Annotated in this window: 21 protein-coding genes; 11 read left to right on the top strand and 10 right to left on the bottom strand. The window is 65.1% G+C overall.

The window, feature by feature from the left end; all coding sequences use genetic code 11:
- Positions 1-197: 197 nt before the first annotated feature.
- From KHN93_RS20845 to KHN93_RS20815, 7 genes are all read left to right on the top strand, one after another.
- A complete protein-coding gene (locus tag KHN93_RS20845) occupies positions 198-1,706 on the top strand; it encodes an MFS transporter (RefSeq protein WP_425600161.1) in 1,509 nt (502 codons plus the stop codon).
- 10 nt (positions 1,707-1,716) lie between these two features.
- Complete coding sequence (locus KHN93_RS20840) at positions 1,717-2,703, top strand: endo-1,4-beta-xylanase (RefSeq protein ID WP_211921299.1); 987 nt, start codon at positions 1,717-1,719, stop codon at positions 2,701-2,703.
- 43 nt (positions 2,704-2,746) lie between these two features.
- Positions 2,747-4,168: a glucuronate isomerase gene (uxaC, locus tag KHN93_RS20835; RefSeq protein ID WP_211921297.1), complete on the top strand. Its 1,422-nt coding sequence runs from the start codon at positions 2,747-2,749 to the stop codon at positions 4,166-4,168.
- A gap of 163 nt (positions 4,169-4,331) precedes the next feature.
- On the top strand, positions 4,332-7,031 hold the full coding sequence (galB, locus tag KHN93_RS20830; RefSeq protein ID WP_244812164.1) for a beta-galactosidase GalB: 2,700 nt from the start codon (positions 4,332-4,334) through the stop codon (positions 7,029-7,031).
- A gap of 459 nt (positions 7,032-7,490) precedes the next feature.
- Positions 7,491-8,537 (top strand): hypothetical protein, encoded by a 1,047-nt coding sequence (locus KHN93_RS20825; protein WP_181141891.1) that lies wholly within the window; start codon positions 7,491-7,493, stop codon positions 8,535-8,537.
- Positions 8,538-9,155: 618 nt separating this feature from the next.
- On the top strand, positions 9,156-10,343 hold the full coding sequence (locus KHN93_RS20820) for an endo-1,4-beta-xylanase (protein ID WP_425600160.1): 1,188 nt from the start codon (positions 9,156-9,158) through the stop codon (positions 10,341-10,343).
- Between the two features lie 76 nt (positions 10,344-10,419).
- Complete coding sequence (locus tag KHN93_RS20815; protein WP_104560291.1) at positions 10,420-11,457, top strand: SMP-30/gluconolactonase/LRE family protein; 1,038 nt, start codon at positions 10,420-10,422, stop codon at positions 11,455-11,457.
- 251 nt (positions 11,458-11,708) lie between these two features.
- On the opposite strand, the gene KHN93_RS20810 is transcribed toward KHN93_RS20815, so the two are convergent.
- On the bottom strand, positions 11,709-12,611 hold the full coding sequence (locus tag KHN93_RS20810) for a DUF3800 domain-containing protein (RefSeq protein ID WP_244812163.1): 903 nt from the start codon (positions 12,609-12,611) through the stop codon (positions 11,709-11,711).
- 111 nt (positions 12,612-12,722) lie between these two features.
- Complete coding sequence (locus tag KHN93_RS20805) at positions 12,723-13,766, bottom strand: Kelch repeat-containing protein (protein WP_211914444.1); 1,044 nt, start codon at positions 13,764-13,766, stop codon at positions 12,723-12,725.
- A gap of 161 nt (positions 13,767-13,927) precedes the next feature.
- Here KHN93_RS20805 and KHN93_RS20800 point away from each other — a divergent pair, with 161 nt between their 5' ends.
- Complete coding sequence (locus KHN93_RS20800; protein ID WP_211921295.1) at positions 13,928-14,938, top strand: DNA-binding protein; 1,011 nt, start codon at positions 13,928-13,930, stop codon at positions 14,936-14,938.
- 80 nt (positions 14,939-15,018) lie between these two features.
- On the opposite strand, the gene KHN93_RS20795 is transcribed toward KHN93_RS20800, so the two are convergent.
- The gene (locus KHN93_RS20795) at positions 15,019-15,177 is read right to left on the bottom strand and encodes a DUF2256 domain-containing protein (RefSeq protein WP_104560419.1); all 159 of its coding nucleotides are present in this window, start codon (positions 15,175-15,177) and stop codon (positions 15,019-15,021) included.
- A 227-nt stretch (positions 15,178-15,404) separates the two neighbouring features.
- Here KHN93_RS20795 and KHN93_RS20790 point away from each other — a divergent pair, with 227 nt between their 5' ends.
- Both KHN93_RS20790 and KHN93_RS20785 read left to right on the top strand, forming a co-directional pair.
- Positions 15,405-15,809 carry a hypothetical protein gene (locus KHN93_RS20790; protein ID WP_104560294.1) on the top strand — a complete coding sequence of 135 codons (405 nt, stop codon included), beginning with the start codon at positions 15,405-15,407 and terminating at the stop codon, positions 15,807-15,809.
- 90 nt (positions 15,810-15,899) lie between these two features.
- Complete coding sequence (locus tag KHN93_RS20785) at positions 15,900-16,271, top strand: hypothetical protein (protein ID WP_104560295.1); 372 nt, start codon at positions 15,900-15,902, stop codon at positions 16,269-16,271.
- 66 nt (positions 16,272-16,337) lie between these two features.
- Here KHN93_RS20785 and KHN93_RS20780 read toward each other — a convergent pair whose 3' ends face one another.
- The 3 genes from KHN93_RS20780 to KHN93_RS20770 form a co-directional block, all read right to left on the bottom strand.
- Positions 16,338-17,342, bottom strand: coding sequence for a 2-hydroxyacid dehydrogenase (locus KHN93_RS20780; RefSeq protein ID WP_104560296.1), 1,005 nt, complete (start codon positions 17,340-17,342; stop codon positions 16,338-16,340).
- 232 nt (positions 17,343-17,574) lie between these two features.
- Positions 17,575-17,733, bottom strand: coding sequence for a DUF2256 domain-containing protein (locus KHN93_RS20775; protein WP_181141892.1), 159 nt, complete (start codon positions 17,731-17,733; stop codon positions 17,575-17,577).
- Between the two features lie 296 nt (positions 17,734-18,029).
- On the bottom strand, positions 18,030-18,320 hold the full coding sequence (locus KHN93_RS20770) for a SymE family type I addiction module toxin (RefSeq protein WP_244812162.1): 291 nt from the start codon (positions 18,318-18,320) through the stop codon (positions 18,030-18,032).
- 470 nt (positions 18,321-18,790) lie between these two features.
- Between KHN93_RS20770 and KHN93_RS20765 the strand changes: the two genes are divergently transcribed.
- Positions 18,791-19,177, top strand: a complete 387-nt coding sequence (locus tag KHN93_RS20765; RefSeq protein WP_054591734.1) for a bleomycin resistance protein — start codon at positions 18,791-18,793, stop codon at positions 19,175-19,177.
- Positions 19,178-19,327: 150 nt separating this feature from the next.
- Here KHN93_RS20765 and KHN93_RS20760 read toward each other — a convergent pair whose 3' ends face one another.
- The 4 genes from KHN93_RS20760 to manD all read right to left on the bottom strand — a co-directional run bounded on the left by KHN93_RS20760 (position 19,328) and on the right by manD (position 26,662).
- Positions 19,328-20,791, bottom strand: coding sequence for a mannitol dehydrogenase family protein (locus KHN93_RS20760; protein ID WP_212579697.1), 1,464 nt, complete (start codon positions 20,789-20,791; stop codon positions 19,328-19,330).
- Positions 20,792-21,018: 227 nt separating this feature from the next.
- Positions 21,019-23,706 carry a glycoside hydrolase family 3 protein gene (locus KHN93_RS20755; RefSeq protein ID WP_425600159.1) on the bottom strand — a complete coding sequence of 896 codons (2,688 nt, stop codon included), beginning with the start codon at positions 23,704-23,706 and terminating at the stop codon, positions 21,019-21,021.
- Positions 23,707-23,708: 2 nt separating this feature from the next.
- On the bottom strand, positions 23,709-25,403 hold the full coding sequence (locus tag KHN93_RS20750; RefSeq protein ID WP_211921293.1) for a glycoside hydrolase family 43 protein: 1,695 nt from the start codon (positions 25,401-25,403) through the stop codon (positions 23,709-23,711).
- Positions 25,403-26,662, bottom strand: a complete 1,260-nt coding sequence (gene manD, locus KHN93_RS20745) for a D-mannonate dehydratase ManD (protein ID WP_211921291.1) — start codon at positions 26,660-26,662, stop codon at positions 25,403-25,405. Before manD ends, KHN93_RS20750 begins: the two co-directional genes overlap by 1 nt.
- Positions 26,663-26,672: the final 10 nt, after the last annotated feature.

Below are 26,672 nucleotides of genomic sequence, written 5' to 3'. Positions count from 1 at the left end.
GGTGCGATGGGGGAGACGGGCGATCAGCGGTGGCCGATGTTAGCGCTACCAAATTCAGAACATCACGCTGCAGGGCAGCATAGGCGACGGAAGGCATTGCGGCGGCTGCGACAGTGGCGCTGATCGGAATGGTGCCGGCTGCGTATGGCGCACTGGCGTGCTGCACTGCGCGATGGTTTTTGCCCGACAGCGTGGTAATGATAGCGCTATCACCCGTGGCGCAAGGCCACCTTCGTGCAGGTGCAGTGGTCGATGAATCGAACCGAAGAACACGGCAGCCAGAGGCCGGGCCACGCGCGACACGTGGCAGCGCATTGCAGTGGCCGTTGCGCGATTACCCATCGCAGGCTGCGTCCAGCAGCGCTATGGCGCCCGCGCACATGAGCGAGTTGCCGCAAGCGGCTGCCGCTGCCGGCACGCTGGCGCGCCTGGGCCGCATGCGTTGGCGCGTCTGCGCACTGCTGCTTGCCGCCACCACCATCAACTATGTCGACCGCCAGGTGCTCGGCGTGCTGGCGCCGTTTCTGCAGACGCAGATCGGCTGGAACGAGATCCAGTATGGCTATATCGTCACCGCGTTCCAGGCCGCCTACGCGCTGGGCCTGTTGTGCAGCGGTGCGGTGATCGATCGCTTCGGCACGCGCGTCGGTTACGCACTGGCGATCGGCATCTGGAGCCTGGCGGCGATGGGGCATGCGCTGGCCACCAGCGTGGTGGGCTTTGCGATTGCGCGCTTCTTCCTGGGGCTGGGCGAGTCCGGCAACTTCCCCGCTGCGCTGAAGACGGTGGCCGAGTGGTTCCCGCGTCGCGAGCGCGCACTGGCCACCGGCATCTTCAATTCCGGCTCCAACATCGGTGCGATCGTCGCGCCGTTGCTGGTGCCGCTGATCGCCACCGCCTGGGGCTGGCAGGCGGCATTCCTGTTCACCGGCGTGCTCAGCGCCACGTGGCTGCTGGTGTGGTGGCTCAGCTATCACCCGCCCGAGCAGCAACCCGGCCTGCCGGCGGCAGAGCTGGCGCATATCCGCAGCGATGCGCACGAGCCGGTGCAGCGGCGGCTGTCGTGGTTGCAGGTGCTGCGGCATCGGCAGGCCTGGGCATTCGTGCTGGGCAAGTTCATCACCGACCCGATCTGGTGGTTCTTCCTGTTCTGGCTGCCCAAGTTCCTGCATGCCGAATACGGATTGAGTCTGTTGCAACTGGGCGCGCCATTGATCGTGATCTTCGTGCTGGCCGATATCGGCAGCATTGCCGGCGGCTGGGTCGCCGGGCGCTTCATCGCGCGCGGCTGGAGCGTCAACCGCGCACGCAAGAGCGCAATGCTGATCTGCGCAATCTCGGTGGTGCCGATCGTGTTCGCCGCACGCGCCGATAACCTGTGGCTGGCGGTTGGCCTGATCGGCCTGGCCACCGCTGCGCACCAGGGGTGGTCGGCCAATTTGTTCACGCTGCCGTCGGACATGTTTCCACGCCACGCGGTCGCCACCGTGGTCGGCATCGGCGGCTTTGCCGGCGCGGTCGGTGGCATGCTGATCGCCACCTTCATCGGGTTCCTGCTGCAGGCCACCGGCAGTTATGTGCCGGTGTTCCTGATGGCAGGCTCGGCGTATCTGCTGGCGCTGGCTGCGGTGCACATGCTGGTGCCACGCTTGGCGCCGGCGCAGCTGCCGGCAGATGCCGCCGCAGCTGCCAACGCATCTTCCTGAGGGGATCATCATGCAATTACGCACACTCGCAATCGGGTTGTTGTTGGCGGCGAACGTCGCAACGCTTGCGCAGGCCGCACCGCTGGCTTCCGGCGCGCCCAAGTTCCTGGGCAGCGCCTACAGTCCGCAACAGGCGCCGGGATTTGCGCAGTACTGGAACAAGCTCACGCCGGAAAACAGCGGCAAGTGGGGCAGCGTGGAAGCGGTGCGCGGCCAGATGGACTGGAGCGGGCTGGATACGGCCTACCGGCTGGCCAAGGCCAACGGCATGCCGTTCCAGATGCACGTGATGGTGTGGGGCAATCAGCAGCCGGAGTGGATCAAGTCGTTGCGGCCGGCCGAGCAGCGCCGCGAGATCGACCAGTGGTTTGCCGCGGTGGCGCAGCGCTATCCGGATATCGACCTGCTGGAAGTGGTCAACGAGCCGCTCAACGACCCGCCCAGCAAGGACGACACCGGCGGCGGCAATTATCTGCAGGCCCTCGGCGGCAACGGCGCCAGCGGCTGGGAATGGGTGTTGCAGTCGTTTCGGCTGGCGCGCCAGCATTTTCCGCGTGCGCGGCTGATGATCAACGACTACAGCATCACCAACAGCCCCCAGGCCACGCAGAAGTACCTGCAGATCGTGCAGCTGCTGCAGCGCGAGCAATTGGTCGATGCGATCGGCGTGCAGGAGCATGCCTTCGAAACCACCCCGAATGTGGCGATGTCAGTGCACCGCGACAATCTCGATGCACTGGCCGCGACCGGTTTGCCGATCTACATCACCGAGTTCGACCTGGACGGGCCCACCGATGCGCAGCAGCTGGCCGCCTACCAACGCGTGTTCCCGGTGTTCTGGGAGCACCCCGGCGTGCGCGGCATCACGCTGTGGGGTTTTCGTCCCGGGCTGTGGCGCGACAAGGAGGCGGCCTATTTGATTCGCGCCGATGGCACCGAGCGGCCGGCGCTGACCTGGCTGCGCGATTACGTTGCCAGCCACGGCGCGGCGCGGTGATCCCGGTGCCCTGCCTCTTTCCTGCCCGTTCGGCGACCGACTGATGCCTACCTCCATTCCGCTGACCCTGCACGCCGACCGCCTGCTGCCCGCCGACCCCGGCACCCGTGCGATCGCGCGCCGCCTGTATGCGCAGATCGCCGCGCTGCCGATCATCAGCCCGCACGGCCATACCGATCCGGCATGGTTCGCTACCGACGCGCCGTTCGCCAATGCCACCGAGTTGCTGCTGGTACCGGACCACTACGTGTTCCGCATGCTCTACAGCCAGGGCATCGCACTGGATGCCTTGGGCATTCCGCGTGCGGATGGGTCGCGCGCGGCGGTGGACCCGCGCGCGGCGTGGCGCGTGCTCGCCGAGCACTACACGTTGCTGCGCGGTACGCCCTCCGCGTTGTGGTTGAATCATGTCTTCCATGACGTGTTCGATCTGCGCATCCGGCTGGATGCCGGCACTGCCGATCATTACTACGACCACATCACCGCTGCGCTGCAGACGCCGGCATTCCGCCCGCGTGCCCTGTTCGAGCGCTTCGACATCGAGGTGATTGCCACCACCGAGTCGCCGCTGGACACGCTGCAGCACCACGCGGCCATTCGCGACAGTGGCTGGAAGGGACGCGTGCTCACCGCGTACCGCCCGGACCCGGTGGTCGACCCCGAACACGAGCAGTTTGCCGGCGCGCTGCAACAGTTCGGCGCGCTCACCGGCGAGGATGTGCTGAGCTGGCAAGGCTATCTGCGTGCGCACCGGCAGCGCCGCGCCTTCTTTGCCGCGCATGGCGCCACCTCGACCGACCACGGCCACCCCAGCGCAGCCACCGCCGATCTGTCGCCGGCCGAGGCGCAACGCCTGTTCGACACCGTGGTGCGTGGTGCCGCCACACCGGCGCAGGCCGAGCTGTTCCGCGCGCAGGTGCTGACCGAGATGGCGGCGATGAGCCTGGACGATGGCCTGGTGATGCAGCTGCACCCGGGCTGCTTCCGCAATCACAACCGGCAGCTGTTCCAGACCTTCGGGCGCGACAAGGGCGCCGATATTCCGATGCGCACCGACTACGTGCACGCGCTCAAACCCTTGCTGGACCGGTTCGGCAACGACCCACGCCTGCGCCTGATCGTGTTCACCCTGGACGAAACCAGCTACAGCCGCGAGCTGGCGCCACTGGCCGGGCATTACCCGTCGCTGCTGCTGGGGCCGGCCTGGTGGTTCCATGACGCGCCGGAAGGCATGTGGCGCTTCCGCGAGCAGACCCTGGCCAGCGCCGGCTTCTACAACACCGTGGGTTTCAACGACGATACCCGCGCCTTCCTGTCGATTCCGGCGCGGCACGATGTGGCGCGGCGCGTGGACAGCGCCTTTCTCGCCAAGCTGGTCGCCGAGCACAGGCTGGACGAGGACGAGGCGGTCGAGGTTGCGATCGATCTGGCGTATCGCCTGCCCAAGCAAGCCTACAAGCTGTGAGGCTGAGCGAGGCAGCACGTGGTGATGCCTGCACGCGTGCAGGTGGCGCGGATGGGACACGCCTGCATGCACGGTCGATGCGAGGCGCGATATGACGCACACGGGCATGCAGGCGAGGGTGATGCGCGTTCTCAGGGACTGCGCACGCCTCGCGCGTGTCGCGATGCTTTGCATCTGCGTGGTAGTGCCCGCGCTGGCAGCACCACCGGCATCGAACCAGTTGCCGCGCGAGCGTGTCTCGCTCAACGCGCAGTGGCGCTTCCATCGCGGCGATCCTCCAGGCAATCGGCAAATCCTGGACTACGACATCCGCCCGCACGTGCTACGTAGCGAAGACGGCAAGGTGGCCGACGCGCAGCCCGAGCAGGCGCAGCACCTCGATGCCGCCGCAACCCGCGTGCTCAAGCCGTGGATCCTGCCCACGGCCAATGCCTTGATTGCAGATCCCGCGAAGCGGCACAAACGCCCGCCCGGCCACCCCGGCAGCAGCGTCGCCTTCGTGCAGCCGCAGTTCGACGACAGCGGTTGGGAGCGCGTGGATCTGCCGCACGACTGGGCCATCGCCGGGCCGTTCCTGGCCGATGGTCCCTACGGTGGCATGGGGCGCCTGCCAAGCTGGGGCGTGGGTTGGTATCGCAAGAGTCTGGACATCCCCGCAAGCGACCGCGGGCGCGCGCTGTTTCTGGATCTCGATGGCGCCATGGCCTATGCCACGGTCTGGCTCAACGGCAAGCTGGTCGGCGGCTGGCCGTATGGCTACAGCTCCTGGCGCGTGGACCTGAGCCCCTACGTGGTGTTTGGTGCGCGCAACCAGCTGGCGATCCGCCTGGACAACCCGCCCGACTCGGCGCGTTGGTATCCGGGCGGCGGGCTGTATCGCAATGTGTGGCTGACCAAAGCTGCGCCGCTGCATGTCGCGCACTGGGGCACGCAGCTGACCACGCCGCAGGTCTCGGCCGACACCGCGCAGGTGCAGCTGGCGATCACGCTGGACAATGCCGCGCGCAGCGCGGTGCAGGCGCAGGTCAGCACCGCGATCTATGTACTCGACGATGCACGTGGCACACGCAGCGGCGCGCCGGTCGCGCGCATTGCCGCCGTGCAGGTTGTGGTTGCCGCAGGTGGTAGCGCCCGTGTGCAGGGCAGCACGCAGATCGACCGCCCGCGTCTGTGGGGCCCGCCGCCGACCCAGCGCCCGCACCGCTATGTTGCGGTGACGGAGGTCAGTCAGGACGGGCACGTGGTGGATCGCTACGAAACACCGTTCGGTATCCGCAGCATCGTGTTCGATGCCGGCAAGGGCTTGCTGGTCAACGGCGAACATGTGCCGATTCGCGGCGTGAACAATCATCACGACCTCGGCGCGCTGGGTGCGGCGTTCAACCTGCGCGCCGCCGAGCGGCAACTGCAGTTGCTGCAGCAGATGGGCGCCAATGCCATCCGCATGAGCCACAACCCGCCCGCACCGGAGCTGTTGGAGCTGACCGACCGCATGGGCCTGCTGGTGGTGGACGAGGTGTTCGACAGTTGGGAAATGAAGAAGACCCCGCTGGATTTCCACCTGGTGTTCCCGCAGTGGCACGAGCCGGACCTGCGCGCGATGCTGCGGCGCGACCGCAATCATCCCTCGGTGATCCTGTGGAGCGTCGGTAACGAAGTCGGTGAGCAGTACACCGGCGAGCAGGGCGCGGCGATCGCACGCACACTGCACGCCATCGTGCATGAGGAAGACCCCACGCGCCCTGCCACGGTGGCGATGAACTACGCCTCGCCCGAGATGCCGCTGCCCGCTGCGCTGGATGTCATCAGCCTCAACTACCAGGGCGAAGGCATCCGCGACGCACCGGAATTCGCAGGCACCGAGCGCATCCGCAAACAACCGCAATATCCGGCGTTCCATGGCAGGTTCCCGCACAAGGCCATTCTCAGCAGCGAGACCGCTTCGGCGTTGAGCAGCCGCGGTGTGTATCTGTTTCCGGTGACGCCGGACACCAGCGCGCCGGTGCGCGATGGGCGCGGCGGCGATTCGGTCGCGCACCAGGTCAGCGCCTACGAACTGCATGCGGTGGACTTCGGCTCCAGCGCCGACAAGGTGTTCGCGGCGCAGGACCAGCATCGGTATGTCGCCGGCGAATTCGTCTGGACCGGCTTCGACTATCTGGGCGAACCCACGCCGTACTACAGCTCGCGCAGTTCGTACTCCGGCATCTTCGATCTGGCTGGTTTTCCCAAGGACCGCTACTGGCTGTATCAATCGCGTTGGCGCCCCGATCTGCCGATGGCGCATCTGCTGCCGCACTGGACCTGGCCCGGCCGCGAGGGCCAGATCACGCCGGTACATGTGTTCACCTCCGGCGACGAGGCCGAGCTGTTCGTCAATGGCGTCTCGCAGGGGCGCAAGCGCAAGGGGCCGCTGCAGTACCGGCTGCGCTGGGACGCGGTGGTCTACCAACCCGGCGAGCTGCGCGTGCAGGCGTACAAGGAAGGCAAACCCTTGGCCGACGACCGCGTGCAAACCGCCGGCAGCGCCGCGCGCATGCAGGTCACGCCCGACCGCAGCAGCATCCGTGGCGACGGGCAGGATCTGAGTTTCGTCACCGTGCGTCTGCTCGATCGCGCCGGCCGTCCTGCACCGACCGCCGGCGATCGCCTGCGTTTCCGCATCGAAGGCCCGGGCGAGCTGGTCGCCACCGACAACGGCGATCCCACCAACCTGGAATCCTTCGCCGCGCCGCAGCGCAACGCGTTCAACGGGCTGTGCCTGGCGATCGTGCGTGCCAAGCCCGGCGCGCGTGGCACCATCACGCTGCATGTCGAGTCGGACAGCCTGGACGCCGCGCAGGCGCAGATCGTGGCGCAGTGATGAGATTCCGCATGAGCTGTCGCCTGTAGTAATTCACCCTGCAGGCAGCGGTAGAAACAACACCGCCTAGATGGGGAGCGTGCTCGGGTGCGGCCAAATCAGTCGGCCATGCGGTAGCAATCGTTCCATGAAAGCCGCCCGTCATGGAGTTCGCGTGATGGATATCGGCTTGATCACGCGTGCGTTGCATGGCGCCGTCGGGCGCGTATTTCGCTATCTCCCCTGACAATCAATGCTGGAGACGTCGCCTGCGCGCATCGGCAGCCCGGATTGCGAAATGCCGTAACGCAGCATCGACACCTCGCGGATGCGCGCTTAACACAAGAGCGTGACACAGCCCAAAATTGACGCTTTTGCCGCATCTTCGACTTCGTTTTCCAGGACATTACTTCTTGGCGGCGCATGGCCGGACTGGCCTTGCGAGGAAGATCGTTTACTCCACCTTCATAAGGAATGGGAATGAATAATTTTGGATCAACGTCAGTGCTTGTTGCCTGCATCATCGGAAGTGTGGCCAGCGCAGGGGCCGCGACGCAGAGCTCGGCCCTCAACGCCGCTGGCCGCGCCAAGGCCATGTCGTCCTGGGAAGCAACGATCCATCAGCAAGCGCCGTCGATGGAGGGTTGTTTCCGCTCGGCGTTCCCGAACAATGGCTGGCAGGCGACACGTTGCGCGGCGCCCCCCAAGCTCGTGTCGGTGCCACCGGCCGTCATCAATGGCAACGGTCGCGCCACCACCGCGCACACCGATGGTGCTTTCACTGTCGGTAACGGCACCGACTACGCCGCACGCACCGGCAGGTTCACGCGCTCTGCGGTGGGCTCGTTTCCGAGCGTGAGCGGCGTGACCACCGGCGTGGCCGATTATTCGTTGCAGATCAATACCGACACCGCCAGTAATCCCACCACCTGTTCGCAGTTCGGTTACTCCACGTGTCAGACCTGGGAGCAGTTCATCTACTCCACCGATGGTGACGGCGACGCCAGCAATGGCCGCACTCCGATTGTCTTCATCCAGGACTGGTTCTTCGCCGGTAGCACTTCGCAATACAACGCGGTCGGCTGCCCATCCGGCTGGAACGCCTATCCCGACCAGAACGCCTGCTATCGCAACAGCGATGCAGTGGACGCACCGCTGGTCGCGGTGAAGAACATCGGTAGCATCAAGCTGACCGGCTCGGCGACCGCTGGTGGCGTGGACACCGTCTCGTTCTCGGTCAACGGCCAGGCCTATAGCGTGAACCAACCCGCCTCCACATTGAACATCAACAAGATCTGGCGGCAGTCCGAGTTCAATATCTTTGGTAATGGCAGCGTCAATCCGGTGGTGTCGTTCAATCGCGGCTCGAGTGTTACCGTGAACGTGGCCGTCAACGACGGCACGACCAATGCCCCGACGTGTCTGGGCAACGCCGGCACCACGTTCGAGCAGAACAACCTGAACCTTGGCAGCTGCACCGCTTCCGGTGGTTCGTCGCCACGCATCAGCTTCACCCAAAACAACTAAGGTGTGCTCAACGCCCGGGAAGGCCTTGGCCTTCCCGGGCGTTTTTCGTTGTAGGACTTGCCGGCGCCCGGTTGGATCCCGATCCGATGCGCGTCGTCGATCATCTTCGTGCAACGCAACGCAACGCAACGCAACGCAACTCGTCGCGGCCGCTGCCACTGTGCATCGCTCAGTAACGTGCCTGCATCTGCTATCGCGCAGGCACTGGTTGGGTGCGGTACGCCCTGCACAACGCAGGCGCGCTGATCGATGCGACTGCCGCAGGTACATAGATCTTCGCGCAATGATCGACGCGACGGCTGACGCTCCGTGCCGCGTCGTGGCCGACACGCCATGTCGCCCTGCAGCCGTTGGACGTTGGAGCAAGGCCAACATAGGTGCGCCAATGTGTACTCGCAACCACTGGACGCCATTGCGCACACTGTTTGCCGGCATGCACGCGCCAACGCAGGTCGTCGCCGCCCTCGGAGACGGAAGCAGCTATGCTGCATTACCGCCGGAGTTTGCCGCAGGCGGACTGTGCCATGGCCTTGCGCATCCCCCGCGACGCACGCTGCACTCCAGTGTCGTTCCTGCGTCCCGGTCAGTTGCCCATGCCTTCCTTATCGAGCTGCCGCCATGTTCGCACCTCCGCAGTTTTCCTTCTTGTTGCTGGCCGGCATGGTGGGTGGCAGCGCGATCGCCAGCGCTGCGCCGTCGGCGGTTGCCACCTCTCCCTGTCCGGGGCAGACGCTCAAGCAGGTCTATGCCGATGCCTTCCTGATCGGTACGGCCGTCAATGCCGAGATCGTGTCAGGCCACGACGCCGCGTCCGCGGCCTTGGTCGCCTGCCACTTCAATGCGCTCACGCCCGAGAACGTGATGAAGGCCGAAGTGGTCTCGCCGCGTCGCGGCATCAACGATTTTTCCGCCGCCGATGCCTTCGTCGATGACGCGCGTGCGCAGCATATGTTCGTGGTCGGTCACACGCTGGTGTGGCACAACCAGACGCCGGACTGGTTCTTCACCACCGCTGATGGCCGGCCCAATACGCCGGCGCAGCAACTGGAGCGCATGCGCCAGCATATTGCGTTGGTGGCGGGTCGCTATGCCGGCAAGGTGCAGGCCTGGGACGTGGTCAATGAGATCATCGACGAAGACGGACGTTACCGCGATACCAACTGGGTGCAGCGCGTCGGCGATGGCGACACCGTGGTGCGCAACGCCTTCACCTTTGCCCAGCGATATGCACCGGATGCGGAGCTCTACTACAACGATTTCAACGCATGGCGGCCGAGCAAGCGCGATGGCATCGTGCGCATGGTCAGGATGCTGCAGCAATCGGGCATCCGCATCGATGGCGTCGGCATGCAGGGACATTGGGGGCTCAACTATCCCAGCCTGCGCGATATCGAAGACGCCATCGATGCCTACGCCGTGCTCGGCATCAAGGTCATGATCACCGAGCTGGACATCGACGTGCTGCCACTCACCAGGGAAGGCCAGGTCATCGGGACCGGACTTGCACACAAGCAGTTCCAGCTGCCGGAATTCAAGCGCTTTCTCGACCCGTATCGCGAGGGCTTGCCACCGCAGGTGCAGGCGCAGCTGCGCGATCGCTATGCCGAGTTGTTCGCGCTGTTCTGGCGCAAGCGCGACAAGCTCGCACGCGTCAGCGTGTGGGGTGTGAGCGATGGCATGTCCTGGAAGAACGATTACCCCGTGCCGGGCCGTACCAATTACCCGCTGCTGTTCGATCGCAATCACCAGCCAAAACCGTCGCTGGATGCGGTGTTGGCGATACCCGCGCACGCTAGCGGGCGCTAGCACGACCGCCGGCGTGCGCAGCAGGCCTGCACACGCATGGTGGCATCATGGCCCGACTTCGTTACTGGACTGACCGATGCGCTTGCCGCCCTATCTGCTGTTGGCCGTTCCGTTGCTGGCAATCCTCGCCGCCTGCACCAGGAAGGAGGTGCCGCCACCGCGCTTTGCCGCGATCGGGCATCTGCAGAGCTTCGATCGCAGCTTCAGCGAGGTGGTCGCTGGCGATGCGCGCATCGAGAAGCTCAGCGAAGGCTTCACTTGGTCCGAAGGCCCGGCCTGGGTCCGCAACGGTGGCTATCTGCTGTTCACCGATGTGCCGGAAAACAAGCTCTATCGCTGGTCCGAGGACGCAGGCCTGTCGGTCCTGCTGTCGCCATCCGGTTACAGCGGCCCGGAGCAGGCCACGCTGCGCGAGGCCGGGGCCAACGGGCTGTATGCCGAACCGGGCGGCACCGTATTGCTGGCTGATTCCGGCACGCGCATCGTCGCCAGGCTCGACCCGGCCACGCGCAAGAAGACGCCGCTGGCGACGCAGTTCGAAGGCCACCGTTTCAACAGCCCCAACGATCTGGTCCGTCGCAGCGATGGCGTGGTGTTCTTCACCGATCCGCCGTACGGCCTGAAGGGCATGAACGATTCGCCGGTCAAGGAACTGCGCTACAACGGCGTCTACCGGCTGGACACCGACGGCAGCGTGCACCTGCTGGACGACAGTCTCAGCCTTCCCAACGGCATCGCACTGTCGCCGGATGCGCGCACCCTGTACGTGGCCAACTCCGATCCGGAGCGCCCGATCTGGATGGCCTACACGCTCGACGCAGCCGGTGCGGTAACCGGCAAGCGCGTGTTCGCCGACGCCTCCGATCTGGTCGCCGAGGACTCGCCCGGCCTGCCCGACGGCATGGCGGTTTCCGCCGACGGCCACCTGTTCGCCACCGGTCCCGGTGGCGTCATCGTGTTCGCCCCCGACGGCCGCAGGCTGGGCCGTATCGAAACCGGCGAACCCATCTCCAACTGCGCCTTCGGCAACGACGGCCATACGCTGTACATGACCTCGCACGCGATGCTGGCGCGGGTGCGGGTCAAGGCGCTTGGCTTGGAGTTTGCGCCGTAGCGCCCATTGGCCGGCCAGACCGCAGCACAGCAGTCGCCGCTCTGTAGGAGCGGCCCTGGCCGCGATGGAGCTGTACCCATCGCCCTATATTGCAAGTCGTTCTTCTTTTAGCCGTCACAACAGCTGATGGATGCGATGTCCTGACAGACCCGGTTTTGTAGCAGGCAACCTTGAATTCTTCGGTCCAGAACTCTAGACTCGCACCCCAAGTGGACTGGGGGTTCCCGGTCGGCGTCATAGCCTCGGTGAGATCACCGGGGCTTTTCGCTTTCTGGCGGCGGGAAAATTTTCAGGCCCCAGCCTTCATAGTCGACACCCAATTGACGCCGGCCCTGCTTGCAGAAGAATTTTCGCTGCAGCACGTCGAATGCGCGATTGGGATGATCCGGGCGAAGTACCGATAGCCCGATGGGCCGCGCAACGAGGTCAGCCAGTTGCAAGCCAGATGAGTTGGCCTTTTTGTCCGCAAAGACGATGGTGAAGGGAAGTTGCCGGCCCCAGCGGTTTGCGTCGTCGCAGATCCGCCGGAATTCCAGCTCCAGATCGCGGTCTTCCTTCTTGCCACGGCATTCAACCACCACGAGCGTTGCAACGTTGTCCTGCTTCTTTTCCTGCATCAGTTCGAAAAGTGTTTCCAGGCAGAATGCGAGCGCCAGGTGGTAGGGATTGTCTGCGGTCTGGGCCTTTTCCTTCAGCCGTGTCTTGTCGATGACACAGCTGATCAGGATGAAGTTATGCGACTCGATGATGCCCGTCAGCTCGTCCAGAAAAATCGTCTTTTCCAACCGATCATTGAAGCGGAAATGTCCCTTTTCCTTGCGGATGTCATGCTCGTGGAGAATCACCACGTCATGCCCGAAATGCCTGAACTTGAATGACTCAATGGCGGCAACAACGTGTTGCGCGTAGTGGCCTTTGTGGAAGACACACAAGGCCAGCACAAACACCGGATAGTTGGGATCTACCGACTCCAGGCCGTGGTCGCCGCTTTCATCGACATAGACGATGTAATTGCTGTAACGCGGGTCGGCAGCCGCCAGCAGTGGCGATGTCGCCGGCTCGCCTTCCGCCTGTACCAGTGGCAGCGAAAATTGCCCGGCAACGCCGGGCATTGTTGATGGCGTGTGATTTGATCCACGTTTCGGAATGACCACTCCTTGGCGCTGCACATTGAACAACGATGCAGCAGATTAGATCCTCATCTGCAGAGGCACAATCTTCAATCAGGTATCTCGCAGCATGCCGTACGCGTGAGTCGGCATGGCCTATTGCGCGCTGCTTTCATGCAGTACCAGCACATCATCCAGCTCCGGCCCGCCGCCGCGGTTGCCGCTGCCCGCCACGATGTACAGCGCGTCGCCGACCGCTGCGGCCTGGGTGCCGTGGCGCCCTTGCGGCAGCGAAGCCAGGGTCTGCCAGGTGGAGGTGGCCGGGTCGTAGGCTTCGACCTCGTCGTGCGCCTTGACCTGGCGCGTGCTCTCGCCGCCCATGACCAGCAGCTGGCCATTGCGTGCAATGGCGGCGGCACCGGCGCGCGGCGTCGGCAGCGCGGCCGGGGCAACGCTCCAGGTGCCGCGCTGGATGTCATAGACATCGACTTCGGAAATCGTCTGCGCCAAGGTGTTGCCACTTTCGTGCGAGGACCTGCGGCCACCGGCGGCATACAGCTTGCCGTCGAGCACCACTGCATGGAAGTGATCGCGCGCACGCGGTGCGTCGGCCAGCTGCGTCCATCGCTGCGTCCTGGTGTCGAACGCATCCAGCCACGGCACATACCCGCTCATATGGCCGCGCGTGTTGCCGCCGACCAGGTACAGCACGCCGTCGTGCGCCACCGCGCCTGCCGCGCCGCGGCGACGGCCTTTGGGAATCTCCGCGCCGACCTGCCAGCGATCGGTGGCAGGGTCGTAGATCAGCAGGTGGGTCAGCGCGGCTTCTTCCGGGTAGTCGCCGGTCAGGCCGCCGACGACGTAGATCTTCCCCGACGACACCACTGCCTGCGCATGGCTGACCGCCAGCGGCGGCGTGCTGCCCTTGGACCAGCGGCGTGTTGTAGTGTCGAAGATGTCCAGCGGTCGGTCGTCGCGCCCTCCGATCAGATAGAGCCTATCGCCGACCGACACCAGGCTGTTCTCATGGCGCGCGTGCGGTTTGTCGTGCGGGGTCAGCGTCTGCCAGGAGGCCACCTGCTTCGATTGTGCCGAGGTGACCACCGGCATCGCTTTGTCGGTGGCCTGACCAAGCGCGGGGAAAGTGCCGACCGCGGCAGCAAACAGGCTTGCGCGGAACCAGCTCGTCAACAGGCGCATGCAGCACTCTTCCGATGGCGTGGGCAGGCCAGTGTAGCGACAAGCGCGCGATGATCCACTCGCACAAGCAGGCTGATCCAGCGCCAGGTCGCGCGTGCTTGCGCGTTGCCGTGATGTCCCCCGGCAGGCTGCCTAGGCAGTCCTGGTTGCCGGTTCTTCACATGCAGCAGCACCGCGCATGCGAACACTACGGCAACGCGATACGACAGGAGAAAGGTGTGGCACGCAAACCGGCAAAGCAGGCGTCTTCGACAACACCACCCAAGACAGTTGCCGACGCGGCGGCACGCGGACTGCGGTTGCGCGAGCAGCATGGGCGTGGTGGCACCGCAATCGGCGTTGCGCGTGCGCGCGATCTTTCGGCACGGAAATCGCTTTCCACGCAGACCATCAGGCGCATGCATGCGTACTTCGCGCGCCACAGCGTGGACAAGACTGGCAAGGGCTGGGCCGACCGTAGCGCGCCATCGGCCGGCTACATTGCCTGGCTGCTCTGGGGCGGCGATGCCGGCCAGCGCTGGGCGGCGCGGCAGTACCAGCGTCTGGAAGAGGCGGCGAGCGCGAAGACCCCGGCAGGAAAACGAGCAAGCGCGACCACGACGGCCGCCGCCCATGCCAGTGCCGCGGACAAGCGCACCCCGAAGAAGGCCGCGAGAAAGAAGGCGGTCGCAAAGAAAGCAACCGGAACGTCGCCAGCGAGGAAACCGTCGGCAACACGGGCCGCGACCAAGAAAACGAGCGCCGGTAACGCAGCGACGCGCAAGTCGGCGCCCTCGGCCGGTGCCCGCAAGGCGACCGGCAAGAAGGCAGTCAAGAAGGCAGTCAAGAAGACTGCGGCCAGGAAATCTCCTGCAAAGAAGGCAGCATCGACGAAGAAGGCGGTAAACAAGACGGTCGCCCGCCGAACTGCAGCCGGGAAGAGCGCTTCCACGCGTGGTGCAGCGAAGAAAGGCACAAGCAAGACGTCTGCGCCATGGAAAAGGCCCAACCCCAAGAGTCGCTCGCGCTCAGGTGCGCTGTCCCCGGCGCAGAAGGCACAGGCCAGACAACGCGCCAAGGCAGCAGGCCGCCCCTATCCCAATCTGGTGGACAACATGGCAGTGGCAGGTAAAGGCAGCGCTGCCAAGCGGGCGAGTGGATCGGGTGCTGCTAAAAAAACTGGTAAACGTTAGCCGCAACCGGCTGTCAGAATGGCCGAACCCGCTCGGCTCACGCGCGACGGCACGGGAGAGATGGGTTGCGCGTGAGCAGACTATTGTTCCGGGCGATGCCGCTTGCTGTTTCGGCGGCATTGGTCCGAACAATACTTCACCTCGTCCCACACCTTTTCCCACTTCTTGCGCCAGCAGAAGGGTCGCCTGCATTGAACACAGAGCTTTTCCGGCAAGTTCTGCTTCTTGTGGGCGGCCATGGCAAGGCGGACGTCGGACGCTGTGCGGCAGGGGTTCAAGCATGCCATAGCGATGCATTGGGCCGAAGCCTCCGCCGCTTCACGAGATGCGTCGGCGGGCTTTGCAGCGTGGTCGTGAAAGCGGCACGCGCAGTGTCTATAGTGATGCAGGTTGGCTTGTGCCGAGATGGAACGAGCCTCCCCAACGCGGGGACATGCACTCGCCTCATCATCAGACAAGGACGCCCATGAAGCTGTTTCCACTTCTGCTATCTGCGCTGCTGTACGGCATTTCGCTGTGCCTTCCTGCACTGCATGGCGGTAATGATCAACTGGGTGGATTAGTCATCCTGCTGCTTGGCTGGATGCAGGTGCTCGATGGCCAGTGCCTGGCCTGGATGAGTAACCCGCTGTTCCTGCTGGCATGGCTGTGTTATTTCCTCAAGGCGGACAAGATGGCGGCGGCCCTGTTGGTAGCGGCTTGCCTGATCGGGTTGGATACCTTTCGCGCAACCCGGTTCGACAAGAACGAGGCTGGCCAGCAAGTCATGATCGATCACGTGGGCGCCGCATTCTATGTGTGGGAGTTGAGCTTTGTGGTCCTGCTCGTACTGGTGCTGACGCGCATCTTCAATACATCCGGCGGCAGCTAGGGCGTCCGGGTATCGTGACCGACAGGCAAGCCAAGATGCCTGAATGGCACAGATCTGCGTGACATCCAGAGAGCGCTCAGGACCATCGACATGTGGCCGATCAACTTGAACCGCAGGGCGGTCATTGCCATCACCACGCTGGCGATTGCCTGCATCGCATCCAATCCGGAGGTTGCAGCGGCCATACCACTGCTGGAGATGGTGGGTATCGACGTGTTTGCATACTTGTTGGCAAGCCGGCTGGGCCCGGTTCTGCTGCAGGGCGTGGCGCTGGTGATCCGGGATGCATACACGCGCCGGGGCCACAGGTTGGTGCGGCCACTGGGCTATGCAGTCAACTGCTGCCTGGGTGGATACTTGCGGCAGGTGAGCTGGTACACCGGTCAGCTGGGGCTGGCCGTCGTGGTTGGTTGCACGCGGATCTGTGCGCTGCGTCGCCAGGCAACTGCCGTACCGGCTTGAACCCGAGTACCACGACAGAGGAGTCGATGCGTCGAACCTGCGCGGGTGGTGAGCGAGAAGGTGCCGCTAAGGTGCCGGAACACGATTCGCGCATGGGGAACCGGCAGCGAAATCGGCAAGGTTGCGCAGGGTGATGTCTGAGATCTCCTGCAATGCCTCTGCGGTGAAGAACCCCTGGTGCCCGGTCACCAGCACATTGGGGAAGGTCATCAGGCGCTGAAACGCCTCATCGTCGATGATCTCGCCCGAGCGGTCCTGGAAGAACAGCGCGCTTTCCTGTTCGTAGACATCGATGGCCAGATGGCCGAGCTGGCGGGACTTGAGTGCGCGGATCACCGCATCGGTATCCACCAAGCCACCGCGCGAGGTGTTGACCAGCATCGCACCCGGCTTCATCGACGCCAGCGCCGCGTCATCGATCAGGTGCTGCGTCGCCGGTGTCAGCGGGCAGTGCAGCGAGACGACGTCCGAGCGGGCGAGCAGCGTCTCCAGCTCCACCCGCTGCCCGAGCGCATCGAAGCCAGGCGTGGGATAAGGGTCGAAGCCCAGCACATCGCAGCCCATTCCCCGAAAGATACGCGCAGTCGCCAGCCCGATCTTGCCCAGCCCGATCAGGCCCACCGTCTTGCCGTGCAAGGTGCGGCCGAGCAGGCCATTGAGCATGAAGTTGCCCTCGCGCACGCGGTTGTAGGCGCGGTGCGTCTGGCGGTTGAGCGTCATGACCAGCGCCAGGGTGTGCTCGGCCACCGCTTCGGGCGAGTAGGCCGGCACGCGTGCCACGAACAGCCCAAGTGCGGTGGCCGCAGCGAGATCCACATTGTTGAAACCGGCACAGCGCAGCAGCACCGCGCGCACACCGGCCGCGTGCAGTGCCTGCAGCACGGGCGCATCGAGCTGGTCGTTGACGAACACGCAGACCACCTCGCAGCCCTGCGCCAACGCTGCCGTCTGCAGATCGAGCGATGCCTCGAAATAAACGAACTCGGCTGCACATTGCATGCCGGGGCGTAATTTCGCTTCATCGAGAAAGCGCTTGTCGTAAGGGCGCGTGCTGAAGACAGCCATTTTCATGCAGAGAACTCCATCGATACGGAAGGACAGTGACCCATCAGATGCCATGTGTCTGCCACTGACATTCGCCAATCAGTGCGGATGTGGCTAGCTCAAGCGGCGGCATGGACGTCAGCCTGACGGATAGAGTCTAAGCATGTCGCGCACCAACACTACGCGTATGCGTCAGTGTGCGCTGGTTTGGCGATGGGGTTGCGCGTGTTGTCGATCGGCGATCAACACACCGCGTAGGTCACGGAGTTGGACGCGTCCGCTTGCTCTCGCCACGGCAACGGTCGGAGCAGTACCTCACCTCGTCCCACACGCGCTCCCACTTCTTGCGCCAACGAAACGGCCGCCCGCATTGCATGCAGGGTTTTTCCGGCAACTCGTGTTTCTTGCGCATGGCCATGTGGCGCTTGAACCTGTCCGAACGTGGGCGGGGCGTAGGTGAGGCCAAGCATGGCATGTCGAGCGATGTGGTGCAGATGCCATTGCAGGCAAGAAGCTCTCTGCCGCTGACAGCCCCTGCGCTACGCAGCCTTGCTTTGCTGCTCCGCACGGCAACAGGCACGTCTGCTTTCACGCGCAAACAGGAACAGCCGGACTCCCTTCTGCAATCCAGACAAGAGCAGAATGCGTCCCTTCTCCCGTGCACGGGAGAAGGAACCGCAAAGCGCTGGGCAAGGGCGCTCGCCCCAAGGCGTGTCACCTGCGGCGCGATCTCACCGCTGGTACCGCAGGCGCCACGCGGCTGATCAACAGCACGCCGCGTCCCGCCGTTACCCGCAAGGCATCACCCACTGCGAAACCGCAGTGTTCCAGCCAGCGCCCGGACAGACGCAGCTTGGGCACCGCACAACCGATGACATCCTCGGCACGCCGCACGTCGTAGTGCTGGTAGCTCATGGTGACCCACTCGGGAATGCGGAAGCCGGGCTTGCGCAAGGGCGGGGTAGGCGCCAGCGATGGATCCACCGCTGGCTCAGCGTCGGTCATGCTGGCGGCCGAGCGGTGCTTGGATCTGGCGCGTGTCACAACAGATCGACTGGAAGGCGATGCAGCGCGTGCACGGGCGGTTGCTTTTGGACGGGTCATATCGAACTCCTTGTGCGATAGGAAGTCCGCCGCATCGCTGTCAATCGAGGTGGCGGACGGTATGCGGTTGACAGACCGGCCACAAGGTACCGGCAGACCTTTCGGTCTCCGCACACCGCCCGCCATAGAGCGGGCACGCCCCCACGCATGACATCGGGCAAAGAAAAAGCGCCGACATCGTGCAATGGGCGCTGGTGCGCCTTGTGGTTTCGGACTGTCAAATCCGGCTGCGGAATGTGCCGCAGCACAGGGATCTTGCTACTCGCCAACACAGCGAGTCAAGACAGCACGGCACGGCTCCCAACCGATCCCTCGTATCTGGCGTATCGTTGTGCTCAAAGACGGCTTCGTTATCCCACTATGAGAAAGCGATGACTTCCACTGCCGAAACACCAGACCGTGCGATTCCACTGCTCCCCGGTCGCTCGATCGAACACACGGTCGCCTTCTATCGGCGGCTGGGCTTTGTCGGCGACGCGCACCCGCATGATGCGGGCTACGCGATCCTGACGCGTGGCGAGGTGGAGCTGCATTTCTTCGCACACCCGGACCTGGATCCTGCGGCCTGCTATGCGGGCTGCTATATCCGGGTTGGCGATGTCGATGCGGTCTACGCCGCCATGCGTGCCGCGCAGCTTCCGGCGCACGGCATCCCCAGGCTCGATGCTGTCAGCGACAAGCCCTGGGGCATGCGGGAATTTGCGCTTGTCGATGAGAGCGGCAATCTGATCAGGATTGGACAGGTAATCGGTAGCTAGGCGTCCAATCGCCCGCTACATTTGCTTACCTGCATATCCGGAGCAGGCCATCGACCAGGTGGCACGATATACACGCTGCCCGACATCGCACCATGCGGACATCGGGCCTTTCTGGCATGCGGTGTCAGCCGGCGATGCGTATGCCGTGCATCACCGTGCATCGATTGCCAGCTGTATCTCTGATGGTGTTGCAGTGCCCAGCGCAGCATAGGCAGCGCGCAGTGCCTCCACAAAACACGCATCGCCAGAGAGCGCAGCGAACACCGCATCCACGGTGAGGAATGCCGCGATGTCATGGCTGGCATTGCCGGTGGTCGAATGGGCGATGTCGCTGAGGACCTCGCTCAGTGGATCGACCAGGGCCACGCCGTTGGCCGCCTGCCTGCGCACGAACTGCAGCCATGCCGCTACTGGAAGGCAGAGCCGGTCGATCCGTCGCCCGGCGTCCAATGCATCGCTGATGACGCCGAGCAGACGCACCGGAATCTTTTGCGAGCCGTCCCAGGCGATCTGGGCGAGCAGGTGGCGGATGGCGGGGTTGCGGAAGCGGGCGAGGACGGCGTCGATGTACTGCTGTGGGTCGAAGACCGGCATGCGCTGCAGGGTGGGGGCGATGTCCTCGCGCATCAGGGTTTCGACAAAGGAGGCCAGTTGCGTGTGGCGCATGGCGTCGGCGACGGTTTCCAGATCGAGCAGGCTGCCGAGATAGGCGAGTGCGGAGTGCGGGCCGTTGAGCAGGCGCAGTTTGGCGCGTGCATAGCCGGCGATATCGTCGCTGAGAATCACCCCTGCGTTTTCGAAGGCGGGGCGGCCGTTGCAGAAGCGGTCTTCGATCACCCACTGGCTGTAGCGCTCGCGCTGGATCGGCCAGGCGTCGTGCAGACCGGTTTGCGCTTGTACGTTGGCGCGCAGTGCGTCGTCGGTGGCGGGGGTGATGCTGTCGACCATTGAGCGCGGGAAGGTGACGTGCCGGTCGATCCATGCCGCAAGCGCGGGATCGGTTTGCTGGGCGAGCCGCAAGACTGCGCGGCGTAGCAGGTGGCCGTTGTCTTGCAGGTTGTCGCAGCTGAGCACGGTGAACGGTGCGCTGCCCTGCTGCCTGCGTTGTTGCAGGCCGGCGACCAGATAGCCGATGGCGCTGCGCGGCGTTGCGGGATGTGCGATGTCGTGCGCGATGTCGGGATGGGCGAGGTCGAGCGTGTCGCCGGCCAGACAATAGCCTTTTTCAGTGACGGTGAGGGTGACCAGGCGCACGGCGGGATCGGCCAGGCGCGCGAGCACGGCGGTTTGTTCGTCGGCGGCGCACAGCACCTCGCGGATGGCGCCGATGATGCGTAGCTGCGGGTGTTCGTCGAGCAGGGCGAGGGTGTAGAGGCCGTCCTGTGGGCGTAGGGCGTCGCGCACCGTTGGGCTGTGTAGCGAGACGGCGCAGATGGCCCAGCTGGGGTCCTGCGCGAGCAGGTCATCGATGTAGACGGCCTGGTGGGCACGGTGGAAGGCGCCTGCGCCTAGATGGACGATGCCGATGGTGGTCTGTTTGGGGTCGTAGCTGGGAGTGAGGACGGTAGTTGGTAGGTGCGCGAGTGTTGCGATGGAGAGCGTTGGAATTGGCATGGGTTTTTGTTTGGAATCGTGGGGGTGCTGCAAGTTCGCCTGTGGCCGTACCCTCACCCCAACCCCCGCTCTGCGCCCCGGCCCACGTCTTGCGACGCGGGCGCTCCAAGGCACGCGCGCCAGTGGCGCGCAAGCGGTGCCTCTTCGCCCCGGCGAGAGGGGCTTAGAGCAATCGCGGCTGAGTGGGTTCTTCGCCCACGTCCGCATGGCGAGGGTGTCAACGGCTGCTACTTGTCGGTGACGGTAAAGCGTTGTGTGCTGCGGATGTCTGCGCTGGAAGCGCCGATCTGTACTTCGTAGTCGCCTGGATCCACTGCGTAGGCCTTGCGCTGCTCGTCGTAGATGCGCAAGGCGTCTTGCGCCTTGAGGGTGAAGCGCAGCTGCCGTTGCTCGCCGGGTTGCAGGGTGATGCGCTGGAAGCCGCGCAGTTCCTTGATGGCACGTTCGCGTTGCGGCCTGAGCGGATGCAGATACAGCTGCACCACTTCATCGCCTGCGCGTTGGCCGGTGTTCTTCAGCGTGACCGTGGCCGTGAGCGTGCCATCGGCTGCAACCGTGGTGCGATCAAGGCGTAGATCCGAATAGGCGAATTGCGTGTACGACAGGCCGTGGCCAAACGGGTACAGCGGCTTGCCGGCGAAGTAGCGATAGGTGCGGCCGCGCATGGCGTAATCGTCGAAGGCGGGCAGGCGCTCGTCGTCCTTGTAGAAGGTGATCGGTAGGCGGCCGCCGGGACTGGCCTGGCCGAACAGCACATCGCCGACCGCGCTGCCGCCGCGTTGGCCGGGGTACCAGGCCAGCAGGATGGCGGGCACGTGGTGCTGCGCCCAGTCGATCGCCAGCGCCGAGCCGGTGGTCAGCACCGCAACCACCGGCGTGCCGGTGGCCTGCAGTGCCTGCAGCAATTCGCGCTGCGGTTTGGGCAGGCGGGTGTCGGTGCGGTCGCCGCCGGCAAAACCGGGATAGTTGACGTCCATCTCCTCGCCTTCGACATCGCCGGTGAGGCCACCGACGAACACCACCACCTCGGCGTTGCGTGCGGCGTCCACCGCTTCCTGCAGCGGCGGTTTGGCGCCGGGCATGCGCCAGGCCAGACGCACGCCGGCATCGCGTGTGGCCTCGAAGTATTCCACGCGCAGGTCGTAGGCCTTGCCCGCTTCCAGCGCGACGCTGGCATTGCCGCCGCGCATGCGCGGGGCCTCGCTCCATTGATCGATGAGCAGCTTGCCGTCCAGAAACAGGCGCACGCCATCGTCGGCGGCAATCTGCAGCTCGTAGGTGCCCGACACCGGCGGCAGCAGCTGGCCATGCCAGCGCACGCTGAAGTCGTCCTTGGCCAGCGCACGGTCGGCCTGCAGTTCACCGCGGCCGACGGCATCGTCGGTGGGCGCATTGCGGTCCCAGCGGAAGGCGACGCGCGGATCGATGCGGGTCAGCACCGGCTGGCCGGCCAACGCACGTCCACGGAAGTAGTCTCCGGTGAGGCCGTTCTGCTTGGCATCTGGCGCCGGGCGCAGATAGCGGGTGTCGATCGGTGCCGCGGCATTGGGGTCTTCGCGCCCTTCCACCAGGTCGCTGCCGCGCGCGTAGACCACCTGCGCCTGCGGTGCGGCGTCGCGGATGCCTTGCAGGATGGTGACTGGCGCGGCCGGCGTGCCGTAGTAATTGCCCAGCAGCGACATCGGGTCGTCGGCGGTGGGGCCGATCACGGCGATGCGCTTGAGCGTGGGTTTGAGCGGCAGCAGGCCGTCGTTCTTCAGCAGCACCAGCGATTCGCGCGCGGTGCGGCGGGCCAGTGCATCGTGCTCTGGCGATTGATTGACCGCCGCAGGAATCTGCGCCCACGGCACCCTGGCCGGCGGGTCGAACATGCCCAGCCGCATGCGCGAGGTCATCAGCCGCTTGAGCGCGGTGTCGATGCTGGCCTCGTCGATCAAGCCGGCACGCACCGCCGCCGGCAACGCGGCATAGGTGTCGCCGCAATCCAGGTCGGTGCCGTGCTTGACGCCGAGCGCGGCGGCGGCCTCGGGCGTGGGCACGATCTTGTGGTTCTGCCAGATATCGCGGATGGCGGCGCAGTCGCTGACGATGTAACCATCGAAGCCCCAGTCGCGGCGCAGGATGCCTTCCAGCCGCGTGCTGGCCGAGGCGGATTCGCCATTGACGCGGTTGTAGGCGCCCATCACTGCGGCGACCTTGCCTTCCTGCACCAGGGCCTGGAACGCAGGCAGATAGGTTTCATGGAGATCGCGCTCGCTGGGATGCACGTCGAAGTGATGACGGTCGGCCTCCGGGCCGCTGTGCACGGCGAAGTGCTTGGCGGTGGCATCGAGCTTGCGGTACGGCCCTTGCTGCGCCTGCAGGCCCTGCACGAAGGTCACGCCCATGCGTGCGGTCAGAAACGGGTCTTCGCCATAGGTTTCCTGCCCGCGGCCCCAGCGTGGATCGCGGAAGATGTTGATGTTGGGCGACCAGAAGGTGAGTCCCTGGTAGCGCTTGTGCTCGCCGCGCGCCAGGAAGGCGTGGTGCTTGGCGCGCGCTTCGTCGCTGATGGCGGTGGCCACCTCGGCCATCAACGGGGTATCGAACGTAGCAGCCAGGCCGATCGCCTGCGGAAACACGGTGGCGCCGCCGGCACGCGCCACGCCGTGCAGCGCTTCGTTCCACCAATCGTATTCGGGCACCTGCAGGCGCGGGATCGCCGGGGCGGCGTTCTGCATCTGCGCGGCCTTTTCTTCCAGCGTCATGCGCGACACCAGGTCGGCCGCACGTGCGTCGAACGGGCGTTGGGTGTCCAGATACGGCGGCGGCGTTGCGGCCTGCGTGCCGGTGGCGGCCAGCGCCATCGCCAGCAATAAGCCGCGCGCACATGGGCGACGCGGGGAGGTGGCGCGGTGGGCGGGGTGCGAATGCATGGTCAGTCCTCCTGGGTGCGGTGCGGTTCCAGCTGGGCAAACGGCCCGATCATGCTGCCGACGAAGCCGCCGGCCTGTGCGGTGCTGAGCATGCCCGCATCGTCGTTGCGATGTAGCGATTGCCAGCCGCGCCCATCGGCATCGAAGGCGAAGCTGTACGCGCCGCCGTCGCCGCTGATCTGCAGGCGTAGCTGCGCCGTTGCGGGGACGCGGGTGCGTGCGAGCGTGGTGGTTCTTGCGCCCTCGCGCTTGTCGAGGAAGACGTCCAGCGCATCGCCGTCGCGTCGGACGCCCAGCGCATACCACGCGTTGGAATTCTGCAAGACCGCAAGCCCGGCGCTGACGCCGGCCTGCGTGGGCACCGCCAACGCGGTGCTTGCGGCAAAGCGCGTGTGTTGCTGGCGCCGCGCGAGGAAGGCGGGTGTGGCGGTGCTATCCAACCCTTGCGCACTGGCATGGAGGGTCAGCCAACCGGTGCGTGCGCTTAGATCGGCTACCTCATGTTTGGGCACACGCAGAGATAGCCATTCGCGCTGCAGCGAGGTGCCGGCGAAGTCGTCACGCCAGGTGAAGTTGCCCGACAACGGCGCTTGATCGGCCGGTGTCTTGGCGCCACGCGGGCTCTGTGCGACAGACGGAATCGGCTCGCCGGCCGGCAGGATCGACGGCCAGCCATCGCGCCAGTGCACTGGCAGCAGGAAGGTTTCGCGCCCGGTGTTGTAGCGTTCGCCCGCATACGGGCGGCTGGCCAGGAACACCGCCCACCATTGCCCGTCCGGTGTGTCCACCAGATCCACATGCCCGGCATTGCTGACCGGGTGTGCGCGCCCGGCCGGCAGGTCGCGTTGGGTCAGGATCGGATTGTGCGGCGAGGCCTCAAACGGCCCCCACACAGTGCGGCTGCGCAGCACCACCTGCGAATGCTGCGGCCCGGTGCCGCCTTCGGCACACGAGAGGTAGTACCAACCGTCGCGTTGATACAGATGCGGGCCTTCGATCCAGATCGGCTTGCTGGCCAGATCCACCCCACCGTTGAGCAACACCTTGCGCGGGCCGACCGGTTGATTGCTGGCGAGGTCGAAGCGCTGCATCCAGATCGCGCGGTGGCCTTCGTACAACGGCGTGCCTTCCGGCGGGCCGTTGTTGAGCAGATAGGCGCTGCCGTCGGTATCGAAGAACAGCGACGGGTCGATGCCGTCGATGCCCGGCAACCACGTCAGTGGCGACCATGGGCCGGCGGGATTGCGGACGCTGGCGATGAAGTTGCCACCGCTGTCGACCGAGGTGCCTACGACATAGAAACGCCCGGCATGATGACGGATGCTGGCAGCGAACATGCCACGCGACACGCCCAGCCCGTCGTAGTCGAGCTGTTCGCGGCGCTCGACCACATTGCCGATCTGCGTCCAGTGCACCAGGTCGGTACTTTCGAACACCGGGATCGCCGGGAAATACGCGAACGTGGAGTTGACCAGGTAGTAGCGCTCGCCCACGCGTGTCACGCTGGGGTCCGGGTAGAACCCGGCCAGCACCGGGTTGCGGTAGTGGCCGGGTGGCAATGGCGTGGCGAACACCGCATCGTCGCCGCGATACTCGAACCAGTCGAAGGCGACATCGGCGTGTGCTTGCGCCTGCACGCGCGCAGGCGCGGCCACCGCAAGCAGCAGTGCCGCAAGCGCGGCCGGCAGCCAGCGCATCACCAGTCCCACATCGCACCGTCTTCCAGCCGCGCGATCGGCAACTGCTTGGGCACGTAGGGATACTTCGCGGCCAGGGCTTCGTCGATGTCCACGCCATGCCCGGGTGTTTCGCCGCAATGCAGGCGGCCATCGCGGAATACGTAATCGTGCGGAAACACCGCGTTGGCCTCGTCGGAGTGGAACATGTATTCCTGGATGCCGAAGTTGGGCACCCAGGTGTCGAAGTGCAATGCCGCGCCCATGCACACCGGCGACAGATCGGTGGCGCCGTGGAAGCCGGTGCGCACCTGATGCAGCGCGGCGAAATCGGCCAGCCGGCGCACATGGGTGATGCCGCCGGCGTGGACAATCGTGGTGCGGATGTAGTCGATCAGTTGCTGCTCGATCAGGTGCTTGCAATCCCACAGCGAATTGAACACCTCGCCTACCGCCAAGGGGGTGACCGTGTGCTGGCGGATCACTTCGAACGCGCGCTGGTTTTCTGCAGGGGTGGCGTCTTCCAGCCAGAACAGCCGGTACGGTTCCAGGTCGCGGCCCAGCCGCGCGGCCTCGATCGGGGTGAGCCGGTGGTGGGCATCATGCAGCAGTTCGATCTCGTCGCCATGATCGCTGCGCAATTGCTCGAACAATTTCGGCACCACGCCGAGATAGCGTGGTGTGGACCACACCGTTTCGGTCGGCAATTCGCTCTCTGCCGGCTCATACGGTTTGCCGCCGCTGGAAATGCCGTAGGTCTTCTTGATGCCGGGCACGCCGCACTGCGCGCGGATGGCGATGAAACCGAGCTCGCGGAAGCGGCCCACCTCATCGCTGGTTTCGGCGATATCGCGGCCATTGGCATGGCCGTAGACCAGCGCGCCCTCGCGCGAGCGCCCGCCCAGCAGCTGGTATAGCGGCAGGCCGGCCATCTTGCCCAGGATGTCCCACAAGGCCACGTCCACCGCGGCGATTGCGCTCATCGTCACAGGGCCGCGCCGCCAGTACGCACCGCGGTAGAAGAATTGCCAGATGTCTTCGATACGGCCGGCATCGCGGCCGATCAGGTTCGGCACCAGGTGTTCCTGCAGGTACGCCGCCACCGCCAGTTCGCGGCCATTGAGCGTGGCATCGCCCAGCCCGGTGATGCCCGAGCGGGTGCGGATCTTCAGGGTGACGAAGTTGCGGCCCGGGCAGGTGACGATGACGCGCGCCTCGACGATCTCGCGATCGCGGGCCGAGCCTTGCAGCGGAGCAGGGGAGTCGGGAGTCTGTGACATCGTGGTCTCG

Origin of the sequence: Xanthomonas arboricola pv. juglandis, from assembly GCF_905367715.1 — a bacterium.
In the GTDB taxonomy this organism is placed as follows: Bacteria; Pseudomonadota; Gammaproteobacteria; order Xanthomonadales; family Xanthomonadaceae; genus Xanthomonas; species Xanthomonas arboricola.
The sequence above is the reverse complement of the archived record's forward strand: the minus strand, read 5'-3'. Positions and strand labels throughout refer to the sequence as shown.